Source organism: Bradyrhizobium sp. 44 (genome assembly GCF_023073095.1).
In the GTDB taxonomy this organism is placed as follows: domain Bacteria; phylum Pseudomonadota; class Alphaproteobacteria; order Rhizobiales; family Xanthobacteraceae; genus Bradyrhizobium.
In genome coordinates, this window is record NZ_JADPIY010000038.1 from 98,738 (window position 1) to 117,881 (window position 19,144).

Here is a 19,144-nt window from a genome sequence, read left to right on the forward strand (position 1 = left end):
TACAAGATTTACAAAGTGACATATAGTACAAGTACCGATGTTACATGACATCACCATTCAAATGCAAGCCTACTGTACGAGCTGAGCTTTCTCGCGTTTAGCTTCTGACACGCATCTCGCAATGCATTGTCAAGAATGTCGATGGCTGGTGGCCATCGTCAGCGAAAGGATCAGGCACATGAATTACCAGCCCCGTGGCATCAGCACCCTCCAGGCCCCCGCCTCGTACCAGAGTGAGGTCGAGGCGGCCCGGTCGCTCCTGGAGACCCAGCCGACCTGGAACGGGGTGTCGGCCGAGGCCGTCGCCCGCATGCGCCTGCAGAATCGCTTCAAGACCGGCTTGGATATTGCCCGCTACACCGCGGCGCTGATGCGAGCCGACATGGCCGCCTATGACGGCGATCCCACCAAGTACACGCAGTCGCTGGGCTGCTGGCACGGCTTCATCGCCCAGCAGAAGCTGATCTCGGTCAAGAAGCACTTTGGCAAGACCGATCGCACCTATTTGTACCTGTCTGGCTGGATGATCGCGGCGCTGCGCTCCGAGTTCGGCCCGCTGCCGGACCAGTCGATGCACGAGAAGACCTCGGTGCCGGCGCTGATCGAAGAGCTCTACACCTTCCTGCGTCAGGCCGACTCGCGCGAGCTGAACGATATCTTCCGCAACCTCGATAAGGCCCGCAAGGAAGGCGACAAGACCCGAGAGAAGGAGTTGATCGAGAAGATCGACAACTTCCAGACCCATGTCGTGCCTGTCATCGCCGACATCGACGCCGGCTTCGGCAATGCGGAGGCGACCTATCTACTCGCCAAGAAGATGATCGAGGCGGGTGCCTGCGCGCTCCAGATCGAGAACCAGGTTTCGGACGAGAAGCAGTGCGGCCACCAGGACGGCAAGGTCACTGTGCCGCACGAGGTGTTCCTGGCCAAGATCCGGGCCTGCCGCCACGCCTTCCTCGAACTCGGCGTCGAAGACGGCGTCGTCGTGACCCGCACCGACTCGCTCGGTGCCGGCCTGACCCAGCAGATCGCGGTCAGCCACAAGCCCGGCGACCTCGGCGACCAGTACAACAGCTTCCTGGATTGCGAGGAAGTGACGGCGGAGAACGCCCGCAACGGCGACGTCATCATCAACCGCAACGGCAAGATGATGCGTCCGAAGCGGCTGCCCTCCAATCTCTATCAGTTCCGCCCGGGCACCGGCGAAGACCGCTGCGTCCTCGACAGCATCACCTCGCTGCAGAACGGCGCCGACCTGCTCTGGATCGAAACCGAGAAGCCGCATATCGAGCAGATCGCCAAGATGGTCGACCGGATCCGCAAGGTGGTTCCGAACGCGAAGCTGGCCTATAACAACTCGCCCTCGTTCAACTGGACCCTCAACTTCCGTTGGCAGGTCTACGACGCGATGAAGGAAGCGGGCCAGGACGTCAGCAAGTATAATCGCGCCGAGCTGATGAAGGTGGAATACGACGATACGCCGCTGGCGAAGGAAGCCGACGAGCGCATCCGTACCTTCCAGGCGGATTCGGCCAAGCGTGCCGGCATCTTCCACCACCTGATCACGTTGCCGACCTATCACACGGCGGCGCTCTCGACCGACAATCTGGCGAAGGAATATTTCGGCGACCAGGGCATGCTCGGCTATGTCAAGAACGTCCAGCGCGCCGAGATCCGTCAGGGTATCGCCTGCGCCAAGCACCAGAACATGGCCGGCTCCGACATCGGCGACGACCACAAGGAATACTTCGCCGGCGAGGCTGCCCTGAAGGCGGGCGGTGCCCACAACACGATGAACCAGTTCGGCTAACGCATCACGCTAATCGACAGGAGACTGACAATGACCAACAGCAATTTCTGGGTGATCGGCGGCGAGTTCGGTTCGATGAACTTCCACAAGCTCGTGGAAGGCTCGGCCCAGGTGCAGGGTCCGTTCAAGACCCGCAAGGAGGCCGAGGACGCCTGGCGCTCGGTCTCGGAAGAGAACCGCCACAAGGCCGGCGTCCGCTTCTCGATCGTGGAAGAGCCGTCGCGGGTCTCGGCCTGACAATGTGAACTAACATGACAATCTGAATAAGAAGACGTCCAAGGACGGAGGGTCCCATCCGGCGCAAGCCGGGTGGGATCGTCTGTTTTTGGCACAGGTAGACGACCTGTGGGCACCGTAAGTAACTGGAATTGTAGGGCCTTTGCGGACACTTTGGTTGCTGATAGGTTAATCCGGCCAAGTGAGGACGAGGCCGCCAATGTCAGAGCCCGAGACCAGCGGGATCCATCCCAGCCAGCCGCGCCCGGTGCGGCTGCGCGATGCGCTGTTGCGCGCGCGGATCGAGGCCGCCGACCGGACCGGCGTCGTGGTCGATTTGCGCGATGCCGAGGTGGCGAGGCTCGAGATCCTCAACGATTCGCTCGATCCCCTGTTCGCGCAGGTGCCTGACAAGATCGACCTGTTCGACCGCGGCATCAGCCAGGGCGATACGCCCAGGCTCTGGATCGACGTCGTCGCGCACATCTCGATGGGGCGCGACAAGCGGATGTACCGCTTCGTGCAGGACACTCGCTTCGGCCGCATCGTGCTCGCCGAATCGCACGACACCGCTGTGATCGTCGAGGCCGTCACGGACTATGTCGCCCGCCGCATGATCGAGCGCGAGCATGCGATGGTGGTCCCGCCCGAACCGAAGCCCGAGGCCGCGCCGCCGCTGCGCCGCTCGCGCCTCTGGCCGTTCGTGCTGGGGTTCGTGCTCGGCGCCGCCGCGCTGTTCGGGGTTGCCGTGCTCGCGGCCCTGCGGAACTGGTGAGGCGTCGTCATTGCGAGGAGCCCGCGACGAAATTGCGAAGCAATTTTGCGCTGGCGACGAAGCAATCCACGCTGCCTCCGCGGAGGGACTCTGGATTGCTTCGCTTCGCTCGCAACGACGGCGAACTAGATTAATCTGACATGCTTGATCTGCCCGATCTGAAATCCAGTCCCCAGGCTCCGCACCGTCTGCTCGCAACGCCAGCCGGTGTTGTCCTTCTCGATCGCGAACAGATTGTAGGCCGCAGCCGGGGTGCGCCCGTGCGCGAGCGCGGAGGCCGAAGGCACGCCGATTGCGGGAATGTTGCCGTTGGGTCCCTCGAACCACATCGTCGAATGAATGTGGTCGTGCCCGTGCAGGATCAGCTCGACGCCGTGACGTTTCAAAAGCGTCAGCAGCCCGGCGGAGTCGGTCATCCGCTTGTGGCGCGCGCCGGACTTCAGTGGATGATGCACCAGCAGCACGCGAAAGACGTCATCAGCCGCAAGCCGTTCGAGCACCTCTTCGAGCGACGCGAGCTGATCGCGTCCGAGCGTGCCTGTCGCCATCAACGGCAAGGTGGGCACCGCCGTGGACAGGCTGATCAGCGCGAGCGGCCCGCGCCGGCGCAGGCTCGGAAAGCCGATACGGCCATCGTCGCCCGCGAGATAGGGCCCGAAGGTTTCGCCGAAGCGATGAGAGGTGGCGCGGACATAGGCGTCGTGATTGCCGGGAATCGTGGTGACGCGGTCGGGCGGACCGAGGCCGTCGAGCCAGGCGCGCGCCGGCGCGAACTCCGCCTCCAGCGCCAGATTGACGAGATCGCCGGTGACCGCGATGTGATCGGGACCTTGCGCCTTCAAATCGGCGATAAGTGCGTCGAGCACCTCGCGGCGCTGGTACTTGTGACGGTTGCGCGTCCAGTTGACATAGCCGAGCGCGCGCTTGCCGGCGAGCTCGATCAACCGCGGCTTCGGCAGCGGCGGCAGATGCGGGTCGGACAGATGGGCGAGCGTGAAGGGGGCCATGGGGGGCGATTGCCTCGCTATTCGCCCGCTGTAATGGCAAGGTCGCAGGCTACGTGCAAGCGGGGCATCAAGGGAGCCCGATGGGAGAACGTCTGAACGGCGTCCGACGGAGATTCGAGCCGCTGCTGCGGCGAATCTTCCACGCCTATTTTCTGCTGATCCGCGGCATGACGCTCGGTGTCCGCGCCGTGGTGCTGGATGCCGACACCAGGGTGTTCCTGGTCAGGCACAGCTACGTCACCGGCTGGTATCTGCCCGGCGGCGGCGTCGATCTCGGCGAGACCATGGAGCAGGCGATGCGGCGCGAGCTCAAGGAGGAGGGGGATATCGATCTCACCGGCGATGCTGTGCTGCACGGGATCTTCCTCAACAGCCACGTCTCCCGCCGCGACCACGTCGCGGTCTACGTCGTCAGGCAGTTCAAGCAGGATCGCCTGCCCGCGCCCAACCGCGAGATCGCCGAGTGCGGATTCTTCGCGGTCACCGCGCTGCCCGAGGGGACCACGCCCGGCACGCGGCTGCGGATCGCGGAAGTCCTACACGACAGGCCGCGGATTGCGACGTGGCGATGATGGCTCTGGCGTCGAACCCTCAACCTCTGGACTGACTGCTTTCCTTGCCCTTCAGCTCCAGCGCCAGCAGACTCTGCTCCTGGATCAACGCGCAGTTCTGCCGTTCCAGCCGGTGCAGCCGCGCCGTCATGTTGTGCATGAACGCGAACACCACCAGGAACAGGGCGCCGAACATCACGACGAACGGAAACACGACGCCAGTCAAATGGCTGACGAGATAGGCTAGCGTTGGAAACAGCGCGAAGCCCGCGGGTATGATCGCCACAGTGGAGAGCATCAGGAAATCGTACAAATCGAATTTCCCCTGCAGCGTCTTGCGCAGCAGCACCAGCATGTAGATCAGCGCAAACGCGGAGATGACGAGGACTGTCTCTGGGCTTGGAAGGGATTTTGTCACGGCTGCCTCCTCAAAATATTCGATTGATGATGCGACCGTAACTCGGCGTGTGGAGTCGGACTCATCGCGATCTCACGAGACGCGCGAGCAGGATGTAGCCGAGGACGCGGATCATATAGCTCGCCGATTTCAATCCGTCGATCGAGCTGACGCCAGTCTCTCGCGCCCGCATCTCGACCGGGGCCTCCCTGACCGTCAGGCCCGCGCGCATCGCCCAGGCCAGCGAGATCGGCTCCGGAAAATCCGTCGGATAGGCCTTAGCGAAGAAGGCAATGGCGGAGCGGTCCATCAGTCGCATGCCGCTAGTCGGATCGGTGATGCGGCCGCTGCCGCTGAAGAGGCCGTTGAGCGCAAGCACGATCAGCCTGATGCCGGCGCGCCGCATCCGCGTGGAGCAGAAGCCGGCATGGGCGATGAAGCGGCTTCCGATGGTGATGTTGGACGGTTGCTTCCGATAGGCGTTAAGCAACGTCTCGACGGCGCGCGGATCGTGCTGTCCGTCGCCGTCGATCTGGATGCAAAAATCGAAATCCTGTCGCGCCGCGTATTTGATGCCGGTCTGCACGGCACCGCCGATACCGAGATTCTGCGCGAGGCGGGCGACGGGCGAGCGGCAGCTTGCCACGGCGGCTGTCGCATCAGACGAGCCGTCGTCGATGACCAGGGTGTGATAGCCGCGGCCGGTTGCCGCGATCTCGCTCAACAGACCCCCGATCGATGCCTCCTCGTTGAAGCAGGGAATGATGAGCAGGATTCGCGACGCGCCGTCCTGCGGTGCGGCGGCGCCAGTACAGCGCATGTCGGTTGAACGTCTGCTCGCGTCGGTCACGTCTGCTCACCCCCAAAATCCCAACCATGCTATACTTGCCGGTGCTTTTCCTGTACAGGCGTCGGGCCATTTCAAGCTGCGCGGGGGCATCCGGCGAACGCCGATGAGAGCTGTTAAAGTCTTTTTTTCAATTGTGTTTCTGGCAATTCTGGCCAGCAACGTTCGGCTGATCTCGCAGTGGAGCGAGAGCCGCGGCGTCTATGACGACATCTGCTATCTTAGGCAGGCACATCTGTTCCAGCGTTTCGGCTGGCACGGGCTCGACACCAGCCTTGCCCGCGAAACCGACGGTTATCTCGCAGCCAAGCTGCGCAGTATCGATTATCCGGACTGGAACGATCGGACGCGGGCGCCCTGCCACACCCAAACTGCCGACGGCAGCAAGCAGGTCATGACGCCGCCGCCTGGCACGGGCTTCGTGCTGGCGCTGTTCCCGGAAGGGTTCCAGGTGGTCGCCCTCTATGTGGTGGCGAATGCAATCATCGCCGGCTTTGCACTGTACGGGCTCTGGCGGGCGCGGGAGAAGTTCGCGTTGACACTCGCCGGGTCGTTCGGCGCGCTCGCGATCTACTTCATGATCAATCCGACAAAGGCGAGCTACTCGATGGCGCCGACCATGGTGGTCTGTGCGCTGGTGGGGCTGCTCACCGCGAGACTGTTCGTAGATGAAGGTCGGCGTCGTTTGCTTATGGTCGCGGCTGTCGGCGTTCTGCTCGGTCTGTCCGCGAGCTTCAGAATCGCGAACGTCGTTCTCTCCGCCGGCTATTTCCTGTTCTTCGGATTGACTTTTTTGATCTGGCGGACACGTGAGACCTTCGCGGCTGGCCTCACGCTGGGCCTCGCATTTCTAGTCGGTCTGCTGCCGGTGTTCGCGGCGAACCTGGTTAATTCGGGCCATCCGCTGGTCTCCGCCTATGGCGGCCAGGATACCGCTGCGCCAAGTTTGGATCCTGCCGTCCTGCGCGCCTATCTTCGCGACACCCAGTTCCCGCTGGTTGTGATCGCCTGCGTCGGGACCGCGCTGCTGTGGCGTTTCGCGGACCATTCCGGCCCCAGGAGGCTTTCGCTGCTGGTTGCCGGCAATCTCGCGCTGAACCTTGCGTTCTTTGCCACGCATCCGGTTTTCACGCAGTATTACGTCATCCCGATCCTCATGCTGTCGCTCTGGACGCTGCTGTTCGCAGCGGCCTTGACCTGCGGCCCGGCAAAGCACTTGAGAGCCCACGAGGCCGATGGACCGCGGGCACCCGAGATGTTATCTCGCATCTCACATTGACGCGTTTTCCTGACGCGAACCGGGCCCATTCGCTGGAAGACGCATGCTGATATGACCGAACTCTCGCTCACCATCCTCCCCGAAGCGGCCGGCGATGCCCAGGCGATCGAGCGGCTGCACGAGCGCACCTTCGGCCCTGGCCGCTTCGTGCTCAGCGCCTACCGCATCCGCGAGCACGTCAGCCATCTGCTCGAACTCTCCTTCACCGCGCGTATCGGCACGCTGCTGGTCGGCTCTGTCAGGCAATTGCCGGTGCTGATCGGAGTGACGCCGGCGCTCTTGCTCGGGCCGCTCACCGTCGAGCCACCGTTCCGCGGCCGTGGTGTCGGTCGACTCTTGATAGATCGCGCCCTGAAGGACGCTAGGGACAAAGGCCATCGGCTGGTGCTGCTGGTCGGGGACGAGCCCTATTACAGCCGCGTCGGCTTCAAGCAGGTTCCCAAGGGCCGCGTCACCATGCCTGGCCCAGTCGATGCCGCGCGCATCCTAGTGTTCGAACTCGTCGACTGCGCCTTCGAAGGCGTGTCGGGGCAAGTCGGCCCGGACTGGAGCAAGGCTCGCGGTTAGTCGTAGCGCGCTTAGCCCGAGTCCCTGTTACGCTTGTCACGCATCCGGGGCTACGCGCTGTTAAGTGCCGCTGCCACGTCTCATGCCCCGCTATTGCGGGCGGCTTGTCCGCCGAAGCTCGAGAGCGAAGGCGGAAGCGAGCAATCCAGAATCTTGCCGCACAGGCAGTCTGGGTTGCTTCGTCGCAAGGGCTCCTCGCAATGACGGTGAGGAGGCAGCCTTTTCAGAACTTGAAGTTCGCGAACGCCCGCACCCCGATGCCGGGCATCAACACCTCGTCCTTGGTGTAGGACACCGAGTTGCGGATGTTTTCGTTCAACAGATTGTTGCCGACGAGGCCGAGCAGCATCTCGCGCGCGCCGAATGCATTTGGGTGGAGCTTGGTCTTGTAGCTGACCTCGGCCTTCAAGAGGTTGTAACCCGATGTCGGCGTTTCCGCGATCACGGCGACGTTGTTCTGAGCGAAGGCGTGCAACAGATTGACGCGCATCAGCCAATTGTCGTCGCGCCAGAACACGCCGCCGCCCAGTCTCAGCGGCGGAATGCGCGGCACGTTGGTGCCGTCGATGAAGGTGGCGCGGACCACGTCGAACTGGTTCTCGATGCCCCAAATGCCGCCCTGGAATGCACCTACGTCGAGCTGCGATTGGAATTCGCCGCCGCGGAAGTTCGCGTCCCGCTGCGAATAGACCGCCTGGTTCACCTCGGCGCCGGGTGCGCCGCACGAGGCAAAATCTTCGCCGCACATCACGCCGGTGAGACGGCGATAGATGAAGTTATTGAAGTGCGTGTAGTAGACGGTCGCCTCGAACCGGAACGGCCCCGTCGCCCTGCGCAGGCCGACCTCGACGGACTTCGCGGTCTCGATGCCGAGGTTGGGGTTGCCGATGTCGAAGGTCGCGGTCGCATCATGCGCACCGCGCGAGAACAGCTCCGCCGCCTTCGGCGCGCGCTCGACATATTGCGCGGTGATGCTGCCGACCAGGCCGCCCGGCAGGTCCTGCAACAGGCCGACGCTGCCGCTCTTCGGCGTGAACGCCGGATTGCGCGAAATCGCCGCCTGCGGTGTGCCGTCGGGCAGGAAGTCCGCGGGAAAATCCGGCGTCGTGCCGTGCAGCTCGACATGCTCGATGCGCCCGGCGATCTGCGCCCGCGTCGCGTCCGTGAACTTGAACTCGTTGAAGGCGTAACCGGCGACGCGCGTGCTGTTGTTCGGGTCCCACAGGCCGTTGAACAGCGTGCCCGGATTGTCCGGGCTCGGTGCGCTCAATTCCTGATGGCCGACCTGGAAGCCCAACGCCGTCGTCACCTCGACGAAGCGCGCGTTGAACGGCATCAGCTGCACCTCGGTGCGGATCTCCTGCTCCTTGTTGGTGAAGGTCTGCCGCACGCCGTCGCTATTGGGATTGGCAGGATCGGCAAGCCCGATCTCGTTGTGCCGGTAGTCGGTCGCGCCGGCCCAGAAGCGAACGACATCGATCGCCGCAGCGTCGGGATGGTACTCGCCCTTGACGTTGATCTTGGTCTGATGGCCGTCGATCCGCGTGTTGTGGTCGGCGCCGTCGATCCCGGGGATGTGGTAGAGCGCGTCGTTCTGCGTGATCGCCGCGCCGATATAGCCGCCCTGGAAAAAGTAGGAGCCGCCGATCGAGGCCCCGTCCGAGCGCGTCGCCGAGTTGGGCTGGCGTCCGTTGGCGACGGGCCGGGTCTGGTCGGTGAGGTACGGGTAGCTCGGGATGCTGTAGTCGGTGGTGTTGCGGCCGTAGACGTCGGCATGGAAGGCAAAATTGCCGCCGCCGGTGTCGAGCAGCACGCCGCTTTCGACGCCGCGGTCGACCGAACTGAACGCGCTGCGCGTCTCGGCGGTGATGCAAGGCGAAGTCGCGGCGCTCGCGAGCGGCGCCTTGACCGGCAGGCCGAAACTCTGGAACGGCTGGGCACCGCAGTTCGGCAGCGCATCCGGAATCCGGTTGTTGGTGGCGCTGACGACGCCGCCGATCGAGGTCGAGCCGTAGCGCAGCGCGGCCGGTCCGCGCACCACCTCGACCTGGTTGGTCGCGAGCGGATCGATCGGGACGAAGTGGTCCTCGCCGAGATCGGAGGCGCCGCCGGCATTGGTGCCGTTCTCGACGATGCCGACGCGGTTGACGTCGAGCCCCCGGATGATCGGCCGGCTGGAGGCACCGGGCGCGAAGCTCGAGCCGGTGATGCCGGGCTTGGAGAACAGGAGATCGCCGAGCTGGCCGCCGCCCTCGCGGCGGATCTCTTCGTTCGGCACCACCGTGACGGTCGCGAACTGGTTGGTCACGATGGGCAGCACGCCCTGCTGAGGTGCGGCCGGCGCCGCGGCTGCCGGCGTGGCGTCCGCCGCGCGTTCGTGGCTGCGTGCCCGCGCGGTTCGCGTAGGTCGGCCCGGGTTGCGGGTCGGCACCACCGCCCTGCGCACGATGGGACTCGGGGCCGTCACGGTGACGGCGGGGATCTCGGTCGATGATTTATCCTCGGCCAGCGCCGAGGTGGCGGCGCCGAGCAGGAGCAGGCTTGCTCCACCAAGACGCTGCGCGCGCCGCAATTTGAATGACATGGTCCTGATTCCAGTCAGGCGCCGTCCGCAATGTTCGTCTGCTGATCGGAGGCGGCCTGCCGTCGCTGGGCGACGGAATTCGACTTCAACTGCTCCCGGGCACGCGCCGATTTGCGGCGAGTCCAGGCGTGATCAAGCGTTGTTGGAAGTCAGGACGCGGGAGGGGCGCGGGGCTGGAATGCCGTGCCGGCCGATTTCAGGTGGACGAATTCGGCGTCGGTGGTGCGGTAGAGCAGGTCGATCGCCTGCGGCAGCAACAACACAGGCGGCGACGCGAACATGACGGTGCCGGCCATCGCGACCAATGCGCAGATCGCGCAATTGTCCTCGCCCGGCTGCTCCCGGTCGGGAGCCAACGGCGATTGCCTCTCGACCGCCGCGCGGTCGATCGAGGCCACGCCGTTGCTGCTGTCGGTCTGCTGAAGCGAGGCCTGGGCGAGGGGAGCCGCCTGGGCGAACCAATGGCTGTGGCCGAACGTCAGCGCGAACTGCACCAGCATCGCGAAAATCGCGAGCCGGGCGCCGTGCCTGATATTCGACCGGAACCACTTCATCTGGAAACGTCACCCCACATCGCCAGGTGCCAATCCCCTCGGCATCCTGCGATGTTATAATGTAACATCGCCTGATCGGTCAGCGGATGTCAACCGCTGTCGAGCCGACCCGAGCGGGCCGACTCCTCGCCGTGTCGTGCGGGCAACTGAAAGATCTGGGCTGAGGACCTTTCGAATGGCTACGGGGACGGCGATTGATTGACTCAGTGCCGGCGCGAGGAGGCGGCATCAGAGCTTTTTGCTCTGGAGCCAGGTGCGGATGGCCTCGATGTGTTCTGCCTTGCGCTCCAGCGGCAGCCAGTGCCCTGCGGGCATGCTCGTCACGGTCAGGTCCGGGCAGGCGACGCGCATCGGGTCACCTTGGCGATTTCCGATGATGCTGCAGATCTGATCAAAGTCGCCGTTGACGAACAGCACCGGCTGCGACAGGCGGCCGCCATTGGGTGCTTTGCGCGCATAGGCGATGTTGGCGTCGTCGTTCAGGTACCACGCGCAGGACGGGCGGAATCCATGAGCCTTGAACGACTGCACCAGCACGTCGAAGTCCGCGGGCGGCCAGAGAGCCGGATCGGGCTCAGTCGCCGGTGCGCGGTGCGCGGCGCCAAAGCGCCCTCCATTGCGCGTGACCATCGCATTCGGCGAAACCTTGCCGATGCCGGCGGGGTCGCCTGGCCGAAAGATCGACGCCAGCGATGCGGCCAAGTCTGCATCGAGGTCGGCGACTGCCGCCTCGAAGTGCGTGGTGTAGTAACGGTAGTAATCCCATTGGCCATCCGGATATTGGCCAACCGGATAAATCGTCCGGTCGACCAGCGGGACGACTGTGCGCAGGGCGTGCCCGTCGGGTTGATATGCCAGCGAGGTCAGCACGACTCCGCGGCTGCGCTTTGGCTGATGCGCGACCAACTCACCGACCACAACACAGCCCCAGTCGTGGCCAACCCAGATCGCAGGCTTGCCGCCCAGGTGATCATGGAGTTCGGCCATGTCGGTCACGATTTCCTCGATGGTATAGGCGTCGTTGGCTGCGGGCGTGGAAGAGCCGCCGTAGCCGCGCAGATCGGGAGCGACGCAGTGCCAACCATCGATGGCAAACGCGTCCATCTGCGCGCGCCACATCAAACTGATGCTCGGCCAGCCATGGACGAAGATCATCAACGGTCCGTCGGCCGGCCCGCACTCGATATAGCGCGTTGTCTGACGAGGCGAGCTGAACGTGCGCTGGTGAAGTGGGTCTGTCATGGTCGAGTAACTCCGCTTCTCATCGAACGCTCGCGCTGTTTGGGTGCTGCGAAGGCTGCGTTCAGAACTGCTCTTGTCCGCGGCGGGCGATGCCTGGACAGGGACACGCCTGCCCACGGTCGAGGAAGAACCGCTTCCAGATTTCCTAACGCGCTACATTCGACCGGGTTCGGGGGCGAAGGCGCTCTGGAGCTTCCGGCGAAGAAGGGACGATGGGGTTTATCCAACTAACGGAAGCGAAGGGAGGCGGGTAAGCTCGGCCATGCTGGCCCGTAAGCCGCCTACCGCCCTTCACGGACCCACGTCGCAGCAAACGCGCCGAGCAGCAGCAACAGGCCGATCAGGCCGGCAAAGATCGGCAGCACGCCGACGCCCTTCACGACGCTGGCGTCGCGCATCCGCACGCCCATCCAGCCGTCACCATGGAAGACGCTCGCCGAGCGGACCGGCAGGATGCGCGGCAGCTCGACGCTGGCGCCGTCGACCACGCGCACGGCGTCACCGCCGGTCGCCTGGGTCAGCGGCTTCAACGTCTCGGTGGTGGAGGTGACTTCCGAAAACTCCTTCGGATTGGTCGGGCCGACATTGATCAGCGCCTTCAGCGTGCCGTCGGTGGCCTGCCACAGGCCGAGCTCGCTCGCCGGCAGGCTGGCGCGCCATTCGCCGGGATCGCCGGCTGCAAGCGTCAGGTCACGGGACACGCCGGACGGCGAGGTCACGCTCACCGGCTGAACGCTGTCCGCCATGGTCTGGCGCACCACCACGAGATTCTTGCCCTGCACCTGCAGGCGCAACGCTTCCTCGTCCAGATCCGGCTGCTTCATCAGCCAGTGCGACATCCGCCGCAACAGATCGAGATGCGGGCCGCCGCCTTCATAGCCGCGCGCCCACAGCCAGATGTGGTCGGAGAGCAGCAGCGCGACGCGGCCCTCGCCGAAACGCGACAGGAACAGCAGCGGCTTGCCGTCGACGCCCGTCATGACGGGCGGGTTGACCGCATTGCGGGTATCGACGGTGCGGAAGAACCGGCTCCAGCGCGGCGGCTCGGAGGCCGAGCCCTCGAGGCCACGCGTGACGGGATGGCGTTTGCCGACGTCGGACAGATGCGCGTAGAACGGCTTTTCCGTCACCCCGACCGGTTCGGCCGGCAGCACCGAATCCAGCGGCGTGCGCCAGATGCTGGTGTTGGACGCGTAGTCGGGGCCGGCCGAGACCAGCACCGCGCCGCCGGAACGAACGTAGCGTGCGATGTTGTCGAAATAAGCGATCGGCAGCACGCCCTGGCGGGCATAGCGGTCGAAGATGATCAGCTGGAATTCGTTGATCTTCTGCTGGAACAGCTCGCGGGTCGGAAACGCGATCAGCGACAATTCGTTGATCGGCGTGCCGTCCTGCTTCTCCGGCGGCCGCAGAATGGTGAAGTGGACGAGGTCGACGCTGGCATCGGACTTGAGCAGGTTGCGCCAGGTGCGCTCGCCGGAATGCGGCTCGCCCGAGACCAGCAGCACGCGCAGCTTGTCGCGCACACCGTCGATGGCGACGACGGCGCGGTTGTTCACCGGAGTCAATTCCCGCTCGAGCGGCGAGGCCTCGATCTCGACGATGTTCGGCCCGGAATGCTTGATGTCGACGTCGACGCTTGCGGCCTGGCCGCTCGAAAGCGTGCGCTCGTTGATGACCTCGCCGTCTCTGCGGACGGTGACCTTGGCGCGCTCGCCGCTGACGCCCTGGTCGTCGAGGCGGTAGGTGATGGTCTGGGGCTGCCCGACGATGCCGAAGCGCGGCGCGGCGATGACCGCGACACGGCGGTCGCGCTCGTCCTTCTGTCCGGTGATCAGCGCGTGCACCGGCGCCTGGAAGCCGAGCCCGGCGGCGTTGGCCGGAATGTCGTGGACGCGGCCGTCGGTGATCAGGAACGCACCGGCGACGCGGTCGACCGGCACGTCCGACAAGGCCGAGGCCAGCGCCCCGAACAGCTTGGTGCCGTCGGTCTCGCCGTCGGCCTGTCCGGCATCGACGACGCGGACCTCGAGCCCCTTGATCTTCTTCAGGCTGTCGACCAGCGCTTCCTGCGCCTGAGCGGCCTCGCGATTGCGATTGCCGAAATTCTGGCTCGGGCTCTTGTCGACGACGATTGCGGCGACAGAGGTGAGGGGATCGCGGTCCTCGCGGGTGAAGGAGGGATTGGCGAGCGCCAGCAGGAACAGCGCCAGCGCGGCCACGCGCACGGCGGCGCCGCGCGCACGCGCCAGCAGCAGCACCAGCGCGATGACGACGATCGCGGCCAGCGCGAGCCACAGCACGATCGTGGGAACCAGCGGCGTGAATGCAATGCCGTAATTCATATCGATCCTATTGCCCCAGCCGTTCGATCAGGGCCGGTGCGTGCACCTGGTCGGCCTTGTAGTTGCCGGTCAGCGTGTACATCACGATGTTGGCGCCGGCGCGGTAGGCGAATTCGCGCTGGCGGGGGTCGCCGCCGGTCACCGGCAACATGGCCTGGCCGTCGGGCCGCACGGCCCAGGCGCCGGCAAGGTCGTTCGAGGTGATGATGATCGGCGAGACGCCGTCGCCGCCGCGCGCCGGCCGCTGCGCGCTGTCCTCGTCGTCTTCGCGCGGCAAGGTCTCGACCCAAGTCTGGCCGGTTGTGAAGCGGCCGGGGAAGTCGCGCAAGAGAAAGAATGTCTTGGTCAACACGTGCTCGCGCGGCACCGGCTCCAGCTCGGGGACATCGAGCGAGGACAGGATCTCGCGGAGCGTCTGCATGGCGGGGGTCTGTGCGGCGCCGTTCGCGCCGGGCGGGGCTTCGACCGCGTCGCGGGTGTCGAACAGCACGGTGCCGCCCTGCTTCATATAGGCGTCGATCTTGTTGATCGCGTCCCGCGACGGCTTGGGCGCGCCCGGCACGATCGGCCAGTAGATCAGCGGGAAGAAGGCGAGTTCGTCGCGCGCCGGATCGATACCGACGGGATCGCCGGCCTCGAGCGCGGTGCGCTGCGCCAGGAACAGCGTCAGTCCCGATAGCCCGGCTCGGACGATGGAATCAACGTCGGCATTGCCGGTCACGACATAGGCGAGGCGGGTCTGCGACACCGCCTTCATCGCGAACTCGTCGGACGCGCTGTCCGCGTGCGACGGCGTCGGCACGAACGCGGCGAGGCCTGCGAGCAACAGTCCGAAGACCATCATCGCGGGCGCGGCGCGGCGGCGCAGCAGCGCGGCAAGACCGCCGCCGAGCACCGCGACGATAACGGCGTCGATCAGGAACAGCGCGAGCGCCGTCGACAGCAGCCAGCCGCGCAAGTCCTGCGGCTCGGCATTGGTGTAGGTGGCGTGCCGGGCGCGCAGGCTCGCGGTGTTCAGGGCTGCGATACGGTCGGCGCTGGCAAGCGTGTTCACGGCGAGCGGTCCTTCTGCCGGACCATAGAAGCCCGGCGGATGATCGGGTGTGGCGCGGTCGCGATAATCCGCTGGCAGCGGCTTTGCGGCGGCCGGCGGCGGACCGAAAGCGCCGAAGCCGTCGAGGATGTGCAACGGCGCCACCGTCTCGGCGGTCCCTTCAGTGGCAACGCCTGCGCCCGGCTTGGCGGTATAGCCGGACATGTCGACGACGCGCCGCAGGATTTCGACGAAGGTGCCCGACATGGGCAGATCCGACCAGCGCATGTCGGCGCTGACGTGGAACAGGCTGACGACGCCCTTGCCGCGATGCTCGCCCGTCACCAGCGGCGTGCCGTCTTCCAGCGAGGCCCAGCTCTTGGTGGCGAGCACGGCGTCGGGCTCGGCCAGCACCTGGCGGCTGATGGTGACGTCCTTGGGGACCACGACGCCGGCAAACGGACCGTCAGCGGCAAAGGAGGCCAGATGTTGCGGCTTTTCCCAGGTCAGGCTGCCGCCGAGCGTCCGGCCGCCCTTGCGCAGCTTGACGGGAACGAGATCGTCCTCGGCCTGCGCCAGCCGCGGACCAGCGAACCGCACCAGCACGCCGCCCTGGTCGATCCAGGCGTTGAGACGCTCGCGGATTTCAGGGGCGATGGTGCCGACATCGGCAAGGATGATCATTGGCAGCTTCTGGTCGAGGAACTGCGTGATGCCCTGCTGCGGCGAGCCCTTATCGGCGAGCCGCACGTCGGCGAACGGCGCCAGCGCGCGGGTCAGATAGAAGGTCGGCGCCAGCAGCGGCTGCGCGGTCTCGCTGGTCGAGCCCGAGACGATGCCGATGGCGCGGCGGCGCCAGCGCTTGTCGAGCAGCTGCACTGCGCCTGCGGAGCGCTCACCGGCAATTTCAAGGCGCGTGATGTCGTTGCGCAGCTCGACCGGCAGGTCGAACGAAGCTTCGGTTTCCTTGTCCTGCGGGCCGAACGAGTAACGCGCTTCGCCGATCGGCGATGCCTTCTGGTCCAGCGCGCGCACGGTGCCGATGGCGATGCCGCTGTCGGTGCGCAGCACCTTCACCGTCATCCTGGCTGCGGCATTCTCTGCCGCGACCAGCGCCAGGGCTGAGGAGGTGCCGCCTTCGAACACGGTCAGGCTGCGATCGCCGACGGTCTTGCCGAGGCCAGCCACGAATTCCTCGCCGCGACCGGTGTCGACGCTGTCGGAGAGCCAGGCGATCTCGCAGTCGCCGGTCGCCTTCAGGAAGCGATCGATTGCGGTCAGGGTCTCGACGCGCTCGATCGAATACGGCTTGGGCGTGAGCTGCCGCAGCGCGACGCGCGCAGCGCCCGCCGGCATCAATGTGATATCGCGGTTCGGCTCGGACAGCGGCACCAGCGCAATCGCACGGCGGTCGTTCTCGGCACTGGCGATCAATTCGTCGGCGGCCCTGATCCGGATGTCCCAGTTCGAGGCCGCGCTCCAGCCGTCGTCGAACATGATCATCAGCGGCGCCTTGCTGGCGGCCGCGCCTGTTTGCGGATTCCAGATCGGACCGGCGGCGGCGAAAATGACCAGCGCGGCAGCCAGCAGCCGCAATGCGGTCAGCCACCACGGCGTCCGCGACGACGTCTCTTCGCGCGGTGCGATGTCGAACAACAGGCGCGTCGGCGGAAACTCGACGCGGCGCGGCCGCGGCGGCATCACGCGCAACAGCCACCACAGCACCGGCAGGCTGACGAGGCCGATCAGGAGCAGCGGTTCGGTGAACGCGAGCGGCAGTCCCATCATGCTGCCGGCCCCGCCTTGATGGTCGTGGTGCGGGCGCCCGACTTGCTCACCTGCATGCCGGCATGCAGGAACAGCAAGAGCTCAGCGGCCGAGCGGTCGGTGGCGTGCGTCGTGAACAGCCAGTCCAGCTTGTTGGTCTCGGCGCGGATCTGGTCGCGGTGCAGCGCGAGCCGCGCGGTGTAATCCTGCGCCCAGCTCTCGGCGCGGCCGGCGGTGATCACGCCGAACCCTTCCGGCTCGACGAACTCGACGCGGCCGGAATACGGGAATGATTCCTCGGCGGGATCGACGACCTGGACCAGCGTGCCATGCGCACCGGAGCCGGACAGGCCGGCGAGCGTGGTCCTGATCTCGGAGATCGGCGACCAGAAGTCCGACAGCACGATCGTCTCGGCTAGCGCCGCGGGCACGAAGGACGGCGGCAGGCTCAAGCGGTCGGCATCGTCATGCAGCATCGCCTGCGCCATCTTGTCGATGACGCTGCGGCTCGCGGTCGGTGCCATCAGCCCGGGAATGCCGACGCGTTCGCCGCCGGAGACAAGCAGCTCGGCCAGCGCGAAGGCGACGATCAGCGTCCGCTCGAGCTTGGATTCACGCGCCTGCTTTGAAGCGAACGCCATCGAGGGCGAGCGGTCGGGCCAGATCCAGACCGTGTGCGAGGCTTCCCATTCGAGCTCGCGGACGTAGAGGAGATCGTCGCGCGCCGAGCGCCGCCAGTCGACGTTCTGCGACGGCTCGCCGGAGACGAAGCGGCGGTATTGCCAGAAATTTTCGCCGGAGCCGGCGCGGCGGCGGCCGTGCAGGCCGTGGATGACGTTGGCGGCGATGCGGCGGGCCTCGAGCACCAGGCGCGGCAAGGAAGCTGCGAGCGTGCGGCTTTCGCCATCGGCACGTCGGATCGCGATGATCTCCTTCGCTGCGTGCCCGTTCTCCGCCGCCATCAACCGATCCGTGTTTTCAATTGCCGGATCACGTCCGGAATCGTGCGGCCTTCGGCGCGCGCCTGGAATGTCAGCGCCATGCGGTGCTTCAGCACGGGCTCGGCGAGGTCGAGCACGTCGTCGATCGAGGGCGCAAGGCGTCCGTCGATCAGCGCGCGTGCGCGCACCGCGAGCATCAGCGATTGGCTGGCGCGCGGGCCCGGTCCCCAGGCGATGAACTTGCTGGTGTCGCCGCCGTCCGGACCCGGACGGGCCGAGCGCACCAGCGACAGGATCGCCTCGACCACGGAATCGCCGACCGGCAGCCGCCGGATCAGTCGCTGCGCGGTGATGAGTGCATCAGGGGTCATCGCGCCCTTTGCCAGCGTCTCGTCGGCGCCGGTGGTCTCGAACAGGATGCGGCGCTCGGCGTCACGATCGGGATAGTCGACGTCGATCTCCATCAGGAAACGGTCGAGCTGGGCTTCAGGGAGCGGATAGGTGCCTTCCTGCTCCAGCGGGTTTTGCGTGGCGAGCACGTGGAACGGCTTCGGCAGATCGTGACGCGCGCCTGCAACGGTGATGTGCTGCTCCTGCATCGCCTGGAGCAGCGCCGATTGCGTGCGCGGGCTGGCGCGGTTGATCTCGTCGGCCATCAGCAGTTGCGCGAACACGGGGCCGGAGATGAAGCGGAAGGCACGCTTGCCGGAGGTGCTCTCGTCGAGCACTTCGGCGCCGAGAATGTCCGACGGCATCAGGTCGGGCGTGAACTGGATGCGCTTGGCATCGAGGCCGAGCGTGATGCCGAGCGTCTCGACCAGCTTGGTCTTGGCGAGACCGGGGACGCCGATCAACAACGCATGGCCGCCGGAGAGGATGGTGACCAGCGTGTTCTCGATCACGCGATCCTGACCGAAGATGACGGACGCGATCGCATCCTTTGCCGCACGAATCTGGCTCGACACCTGCTCGGCTGAACGGACTACTCCGTCTTCGAGCTTCTCGACACTCTCAGCCATCCGTTAGCTCCTTCAGCCTGCCATGCGGCTCGCTTGCGTCGTCATGTCATCACGTCCTCAACTCAAGACGTGGGCCCTATGCTAGACTTGCAGGAAGGCCATGTATTCGTTGAATTAACCTATCCCCACCTTATCGGCTTAGGGATATGTAGGGCATCACGAAGTGGCGACCTCCACACCGGACGAATGCGGGGTGGAACCGAGCACCCG

At 65.5% G+C, this 19,144-nt stretch carries 16 protein-coding genes; 6 read left to right on the top strand and 10 right to left on the bottom strand.

All coding sequences use genetic code 11. The features are described from left to right. Positions 1-178: 178 nt before the first annotated feature. The 3 genes from IVB41_RS33195 (at position 179) to IVB41_RS33205 (ending at position 2,801) form a co-directional block, all read left to right on the top strand. Entirely contained in the window at positions 179-1,810 is a 1,632-nt protein-coding gene (locus IVB41_RS33195) for an isocitrate lyase (protein ID WP_247291313.1), read from the top strand. A 30-nt stretch (positions 1,811-1,840) separates the two neighbouring features. Next, a complete protein-coding gene (locus tag IVB41_RS33200) occupies positions 1,841-2,047 on the top strand; it encodes a hypothetical protein (RefSeq protein WP_007595122.1) in 207 nt (68 codons plus the stop codon). 199 nt (positions 2,048-2,246) lie between these two features. Continuing rightward, entirely contained in the window at positions 2,247-2,801 is a 555-nt protein-coding gene (locus IVB41_RS33205) for a hypothetical protein (RefSeq protein ID WP_247438768.1), read from the top strand. Positions 2,802-2,926: 125 nt separating this feature from the next. Here the strand turns inward: IVB41_RS33205 and IVB41_RS33210 are convergent, their stop codons facing one another. Next, positions 2,927-3,808 (bottom strand): metallophosphoesterase, encoded by an 882-nt coding sequence (locus tag IVB41_RS33210; RefSeq protein WP_247438771.1) that lies wholly within the window; start codon positions 3,806-3,808, stop codon positions 2,927-2,929. Between the two features lie 80 nt (positions 3,809-3,888). Between IVB41_RS33210 and IVB41_RS33215 the strand changes: the two genes are divergently transcribed. Next, positions 3,889-4,380, top strand: coding sequence for an NUDIX domain-containing protein (locus IVB41_RS33215; protein ID WP_247291307.1), 492 nt, complete (start codon positions 3,889-3,891; stop codon positions 4,378-4,380). 19 nt (positions 4,381-4,399) lie between these two features. On the opposite strand, the gene IVB41_RS33220 is transcribed toward IVB41_RS33215, so the two are convergent. Together IVB41_RS33220 and IVB41_RS33225 are read right to left on the bottom strand one after the other, a co-directional pair. Further along, positions 4,400-4,777, bottom strand: a complete 378-nt coding sequence (locus tag IVB41_RS33220; protein WP_247438773.1) for a DUF2304 domain-containing protein — start codon at positions 4,775-4,777, stop codon at positions 4,400-4,402. A gap of 61 nt (positions 4,778-4,838) precedes the next feature. Beyond that, the gene (locus IVB41_RS33225; RefSeq protein WP_247438775.1) at positions 4,839-5,576 is read right to left on the bottom strand and encodes a glycosyltransferase family 2 protein; all 738 of its coding nucleotides are present in this window, start codon (positions 5,574-5,576) and stop codon (positions 4,839-4,841) included. On the opposite strand from IVB41_RS33225, the gene IVB41_RS33230 reads away from it, so the two are divergent. Together IVB41_RS33230 and IVB41_RS33235 are read left to right on the top strand one after the other, a co-directional pair. Next, positions 5,575-6,882, top strand: coding sequence for a hypothetical protein (locus IVB41_RS33230; RefSeq protein WP_247438778.1), 1,308 nt, complete (start codon positions 5,575-5,577; stop codon positions 6,880-6,882). The genes IVB41_RS33225 and IVB41_RS33230 overlap by 2 nt on opposite strands. A gap of 51 nt (positions 6,883-6,933) precedes the next feature. After that, positions 6,934-7,449, top strand: coding sequence for a GNAT family N-acetyltransferase (locus IVB41_RS33235; protein ID WP_247438779.1), 516 nt, complete (start codon positions 6,934-6,936; stop codon positions 7,447-7,449). A 223-nt stretch (positions 7,450-7,672) separates the two neighbouring features. Here IVB41_RS33235 and IVB41_RS33240 read toward each other — a convergent pair whose 3' ends face one another. From IVB41_RS33240 to IVB41_RS33270, 7 genes are all read right to left on the bottom strand, one after another. Next, positions 7,673-10,033: a TonB-dependent receptor gene (locus IVB41_RS33240; RefSeq protein ID WP_247438781.1), complete on the bottom strand. Its 2,361-nt coding sequence runs from the start codon at positions 10,031-10,033 to the stop codon at positions 7,673-7,675. A gap of 149 nt (positions 10,034-10,182) precedes the next feature. Further along, positions 10,183-10,587: a DUF2946 domain-containing protein gene (locus IVB41_RS33245; protein WP_247438783.1), complete on the bottom strand. Its 405-nt coding sequence runs from the start codon at positions 10,585-10,587 to the stop codon at positions 10,183-10,185. A 228-nt stretch (positions 10,588-10,815) separates the two neighbouring features. Further along, on the bottom strand, positions 10,816-11,829 hold the full coding sequence (locus tag IVB41_RS33250; RefSeq protein WP_247438785.1) for an alpha/beta fold hydrolase: 1,014 nt from the start codon (positions 11,827-11,829) through the stop codon (positions 10,816-10,818). 281 nt (positions 11,830-12,110) lie between these two features. Beyond that, entirely contained in the window at positions 12,111-14,174 is a 2,064-nt protein-coding gene (locus IVB41_RS33255; RefSeq protein ID WP_247438787.1) for a hypothetical protein, read from the bottom strand. Between the two features lie 7 nt (positions 14,175-14,181). After that, positions 14,182-16,995 carry a DUF4159 domain-containing protein gene (locus tag IVB41_RS33260; RefSeq protein WP_247438789.1) on the bottom strand — a complete coding sequence of 938 codons (2,814 nt, stop codon included), beginning with the start codon at positions 16,993-16,995 and terminating at the stop codon, positions 14,182-14,184. After that, positions 16,992-17,936, bottom strand: a complete 945-nt coding sequence (locus tag IVB41_RS33265; RefSeq protein ID WP_247438791.1) for a DUF58 domain-containing protein — start codon at positions 17,934-17,936, stop codon at positions 16,992-16,994. The genes IVB41_RS33260 and IVB41_RS33265 overlap by 4 nt, the downstream gene beginning before the upstream one ends. Beyond that, entirely contained in the window at positions 17,936-18,934 is a 999-nt protein-coding gene (locus IVB41_RS33270; protein WP_027516392.1) for a MoxR family ATPase, read from the bottom strand. Before IVB41_RS33270 ends, IVB41_RS33265 begins: the two co-directional genes overlap by 1 nt. Between the last annotated feature and the right edge of the window lie 210 nt (positions 18,935-19,144).

Bases quoted from the DNA above. Each gene is read 5' to 3' on its own strand.
- IVB41_RS33195 (WP_247291313.1), top strand. From the start codon at position 179: ATGAATTACCAGCCCCGTGGCATCAGCACCCTCCAGGCCCCCGCCTCG.
- IVB41_RS33200 (WP_007595122.1), top strand. From the start codon at position 1,841: ATGACCAACAGCAATTTCTGGGTGATCGGCGGCGAGTTCGGTTCGATG.
- IVB41_RS33205 (WP_247438768.1), top strand. From the start codon at position 2,247: ATGTCAGAGCCCGAGACCAGCGGGATCCATCCCAGCCAGCCGCGCCCG.
- IVB41_RS33210 (WP_247438771.1), bottom strand. From the start codon at position 3,808: ATGGCCCCCTTCACGCTCGCCCATCTGTCCGACCCGCATCTGCCGCCG.
- IVB41_RS33215 (WP_247291307.1), top strand. From the start codon at position 3,889: ATGGGAGAACGTCTGAACGGCGTCCGACGGAGATTCGAGCCGCTGCTG.
- IVB41_RS33230 (WP_247438778.1), top strand. From the start codon at position 5,575: ATGTCGGTTGAACGTCTGCTCGCGTCGGTCACGTCTGCTCACCCCCAA.
- IVB41_RS33225 (WP_247438775.1), bottom strand. From the start codon at position 5,576: ATGCGCTGTACTGGCGCCGCCGCACCGCAGGACGGCGCGTCGCGAATC.
- IVB41_RS33235 (WP_247438779.1), top strand. From the start codon at position 6,934: ATGACCGAACTCTCGCTCACCATCCTCCCCGAAGCGGCCGGCGATGCC.
- IVB41_RS33240 (WP_247438781.1), bottom strand. From the start codon at position 10,033: ATGTCATTCAAATTGCGGCGCGCGCAGCGTCTTGGTGGAGCAAGCCTG.
- IVB41_RS33245 (WP_247438783.1), bottom strand. From the start codon at position 10,587: ATGAAGTGGTTCCGGTCGAATATCAGGCACGGCGCCCGGCTCGCGATT.
- IVB41_RS33250 (WP_247438785.1), bottom strand. From the start codon at position 11,829: ATGACAGACCCACTTCACCAGCGCACGTTCAGCTCGCCTCGTCAGACA.
- IVB41_RS33255 (WP_247438787.1), bottom strand. From the start codon at position 14,174: ATGAATTACGGCATTGCATTCACGCCGCTGGTTCCCACGATCGTGCTG.
- IVB41_RS33260 (WP_247438789.1), bottom strand. From the start codon at position 16,995: ATGATGGGACTGCCGCTCGCGTTCACCGAACCGCTGCTCCTGATCGGC.
- IVB41_RS33265 (WP_247438791.1), bottom strand. From the start codon at position 17,936: ATGGCGGCGGAGAACGGGCACGCAGCGAAGGAGATCATCGCGATCCGA.
- IVB41_RS33270 (WP_027516392.1), bottom strand. From the start codon at position 18,934: ATGGCTGAGAGTGTCGAGAAGCTCGAAGACGGAGTAGTCCGTTCAGCC.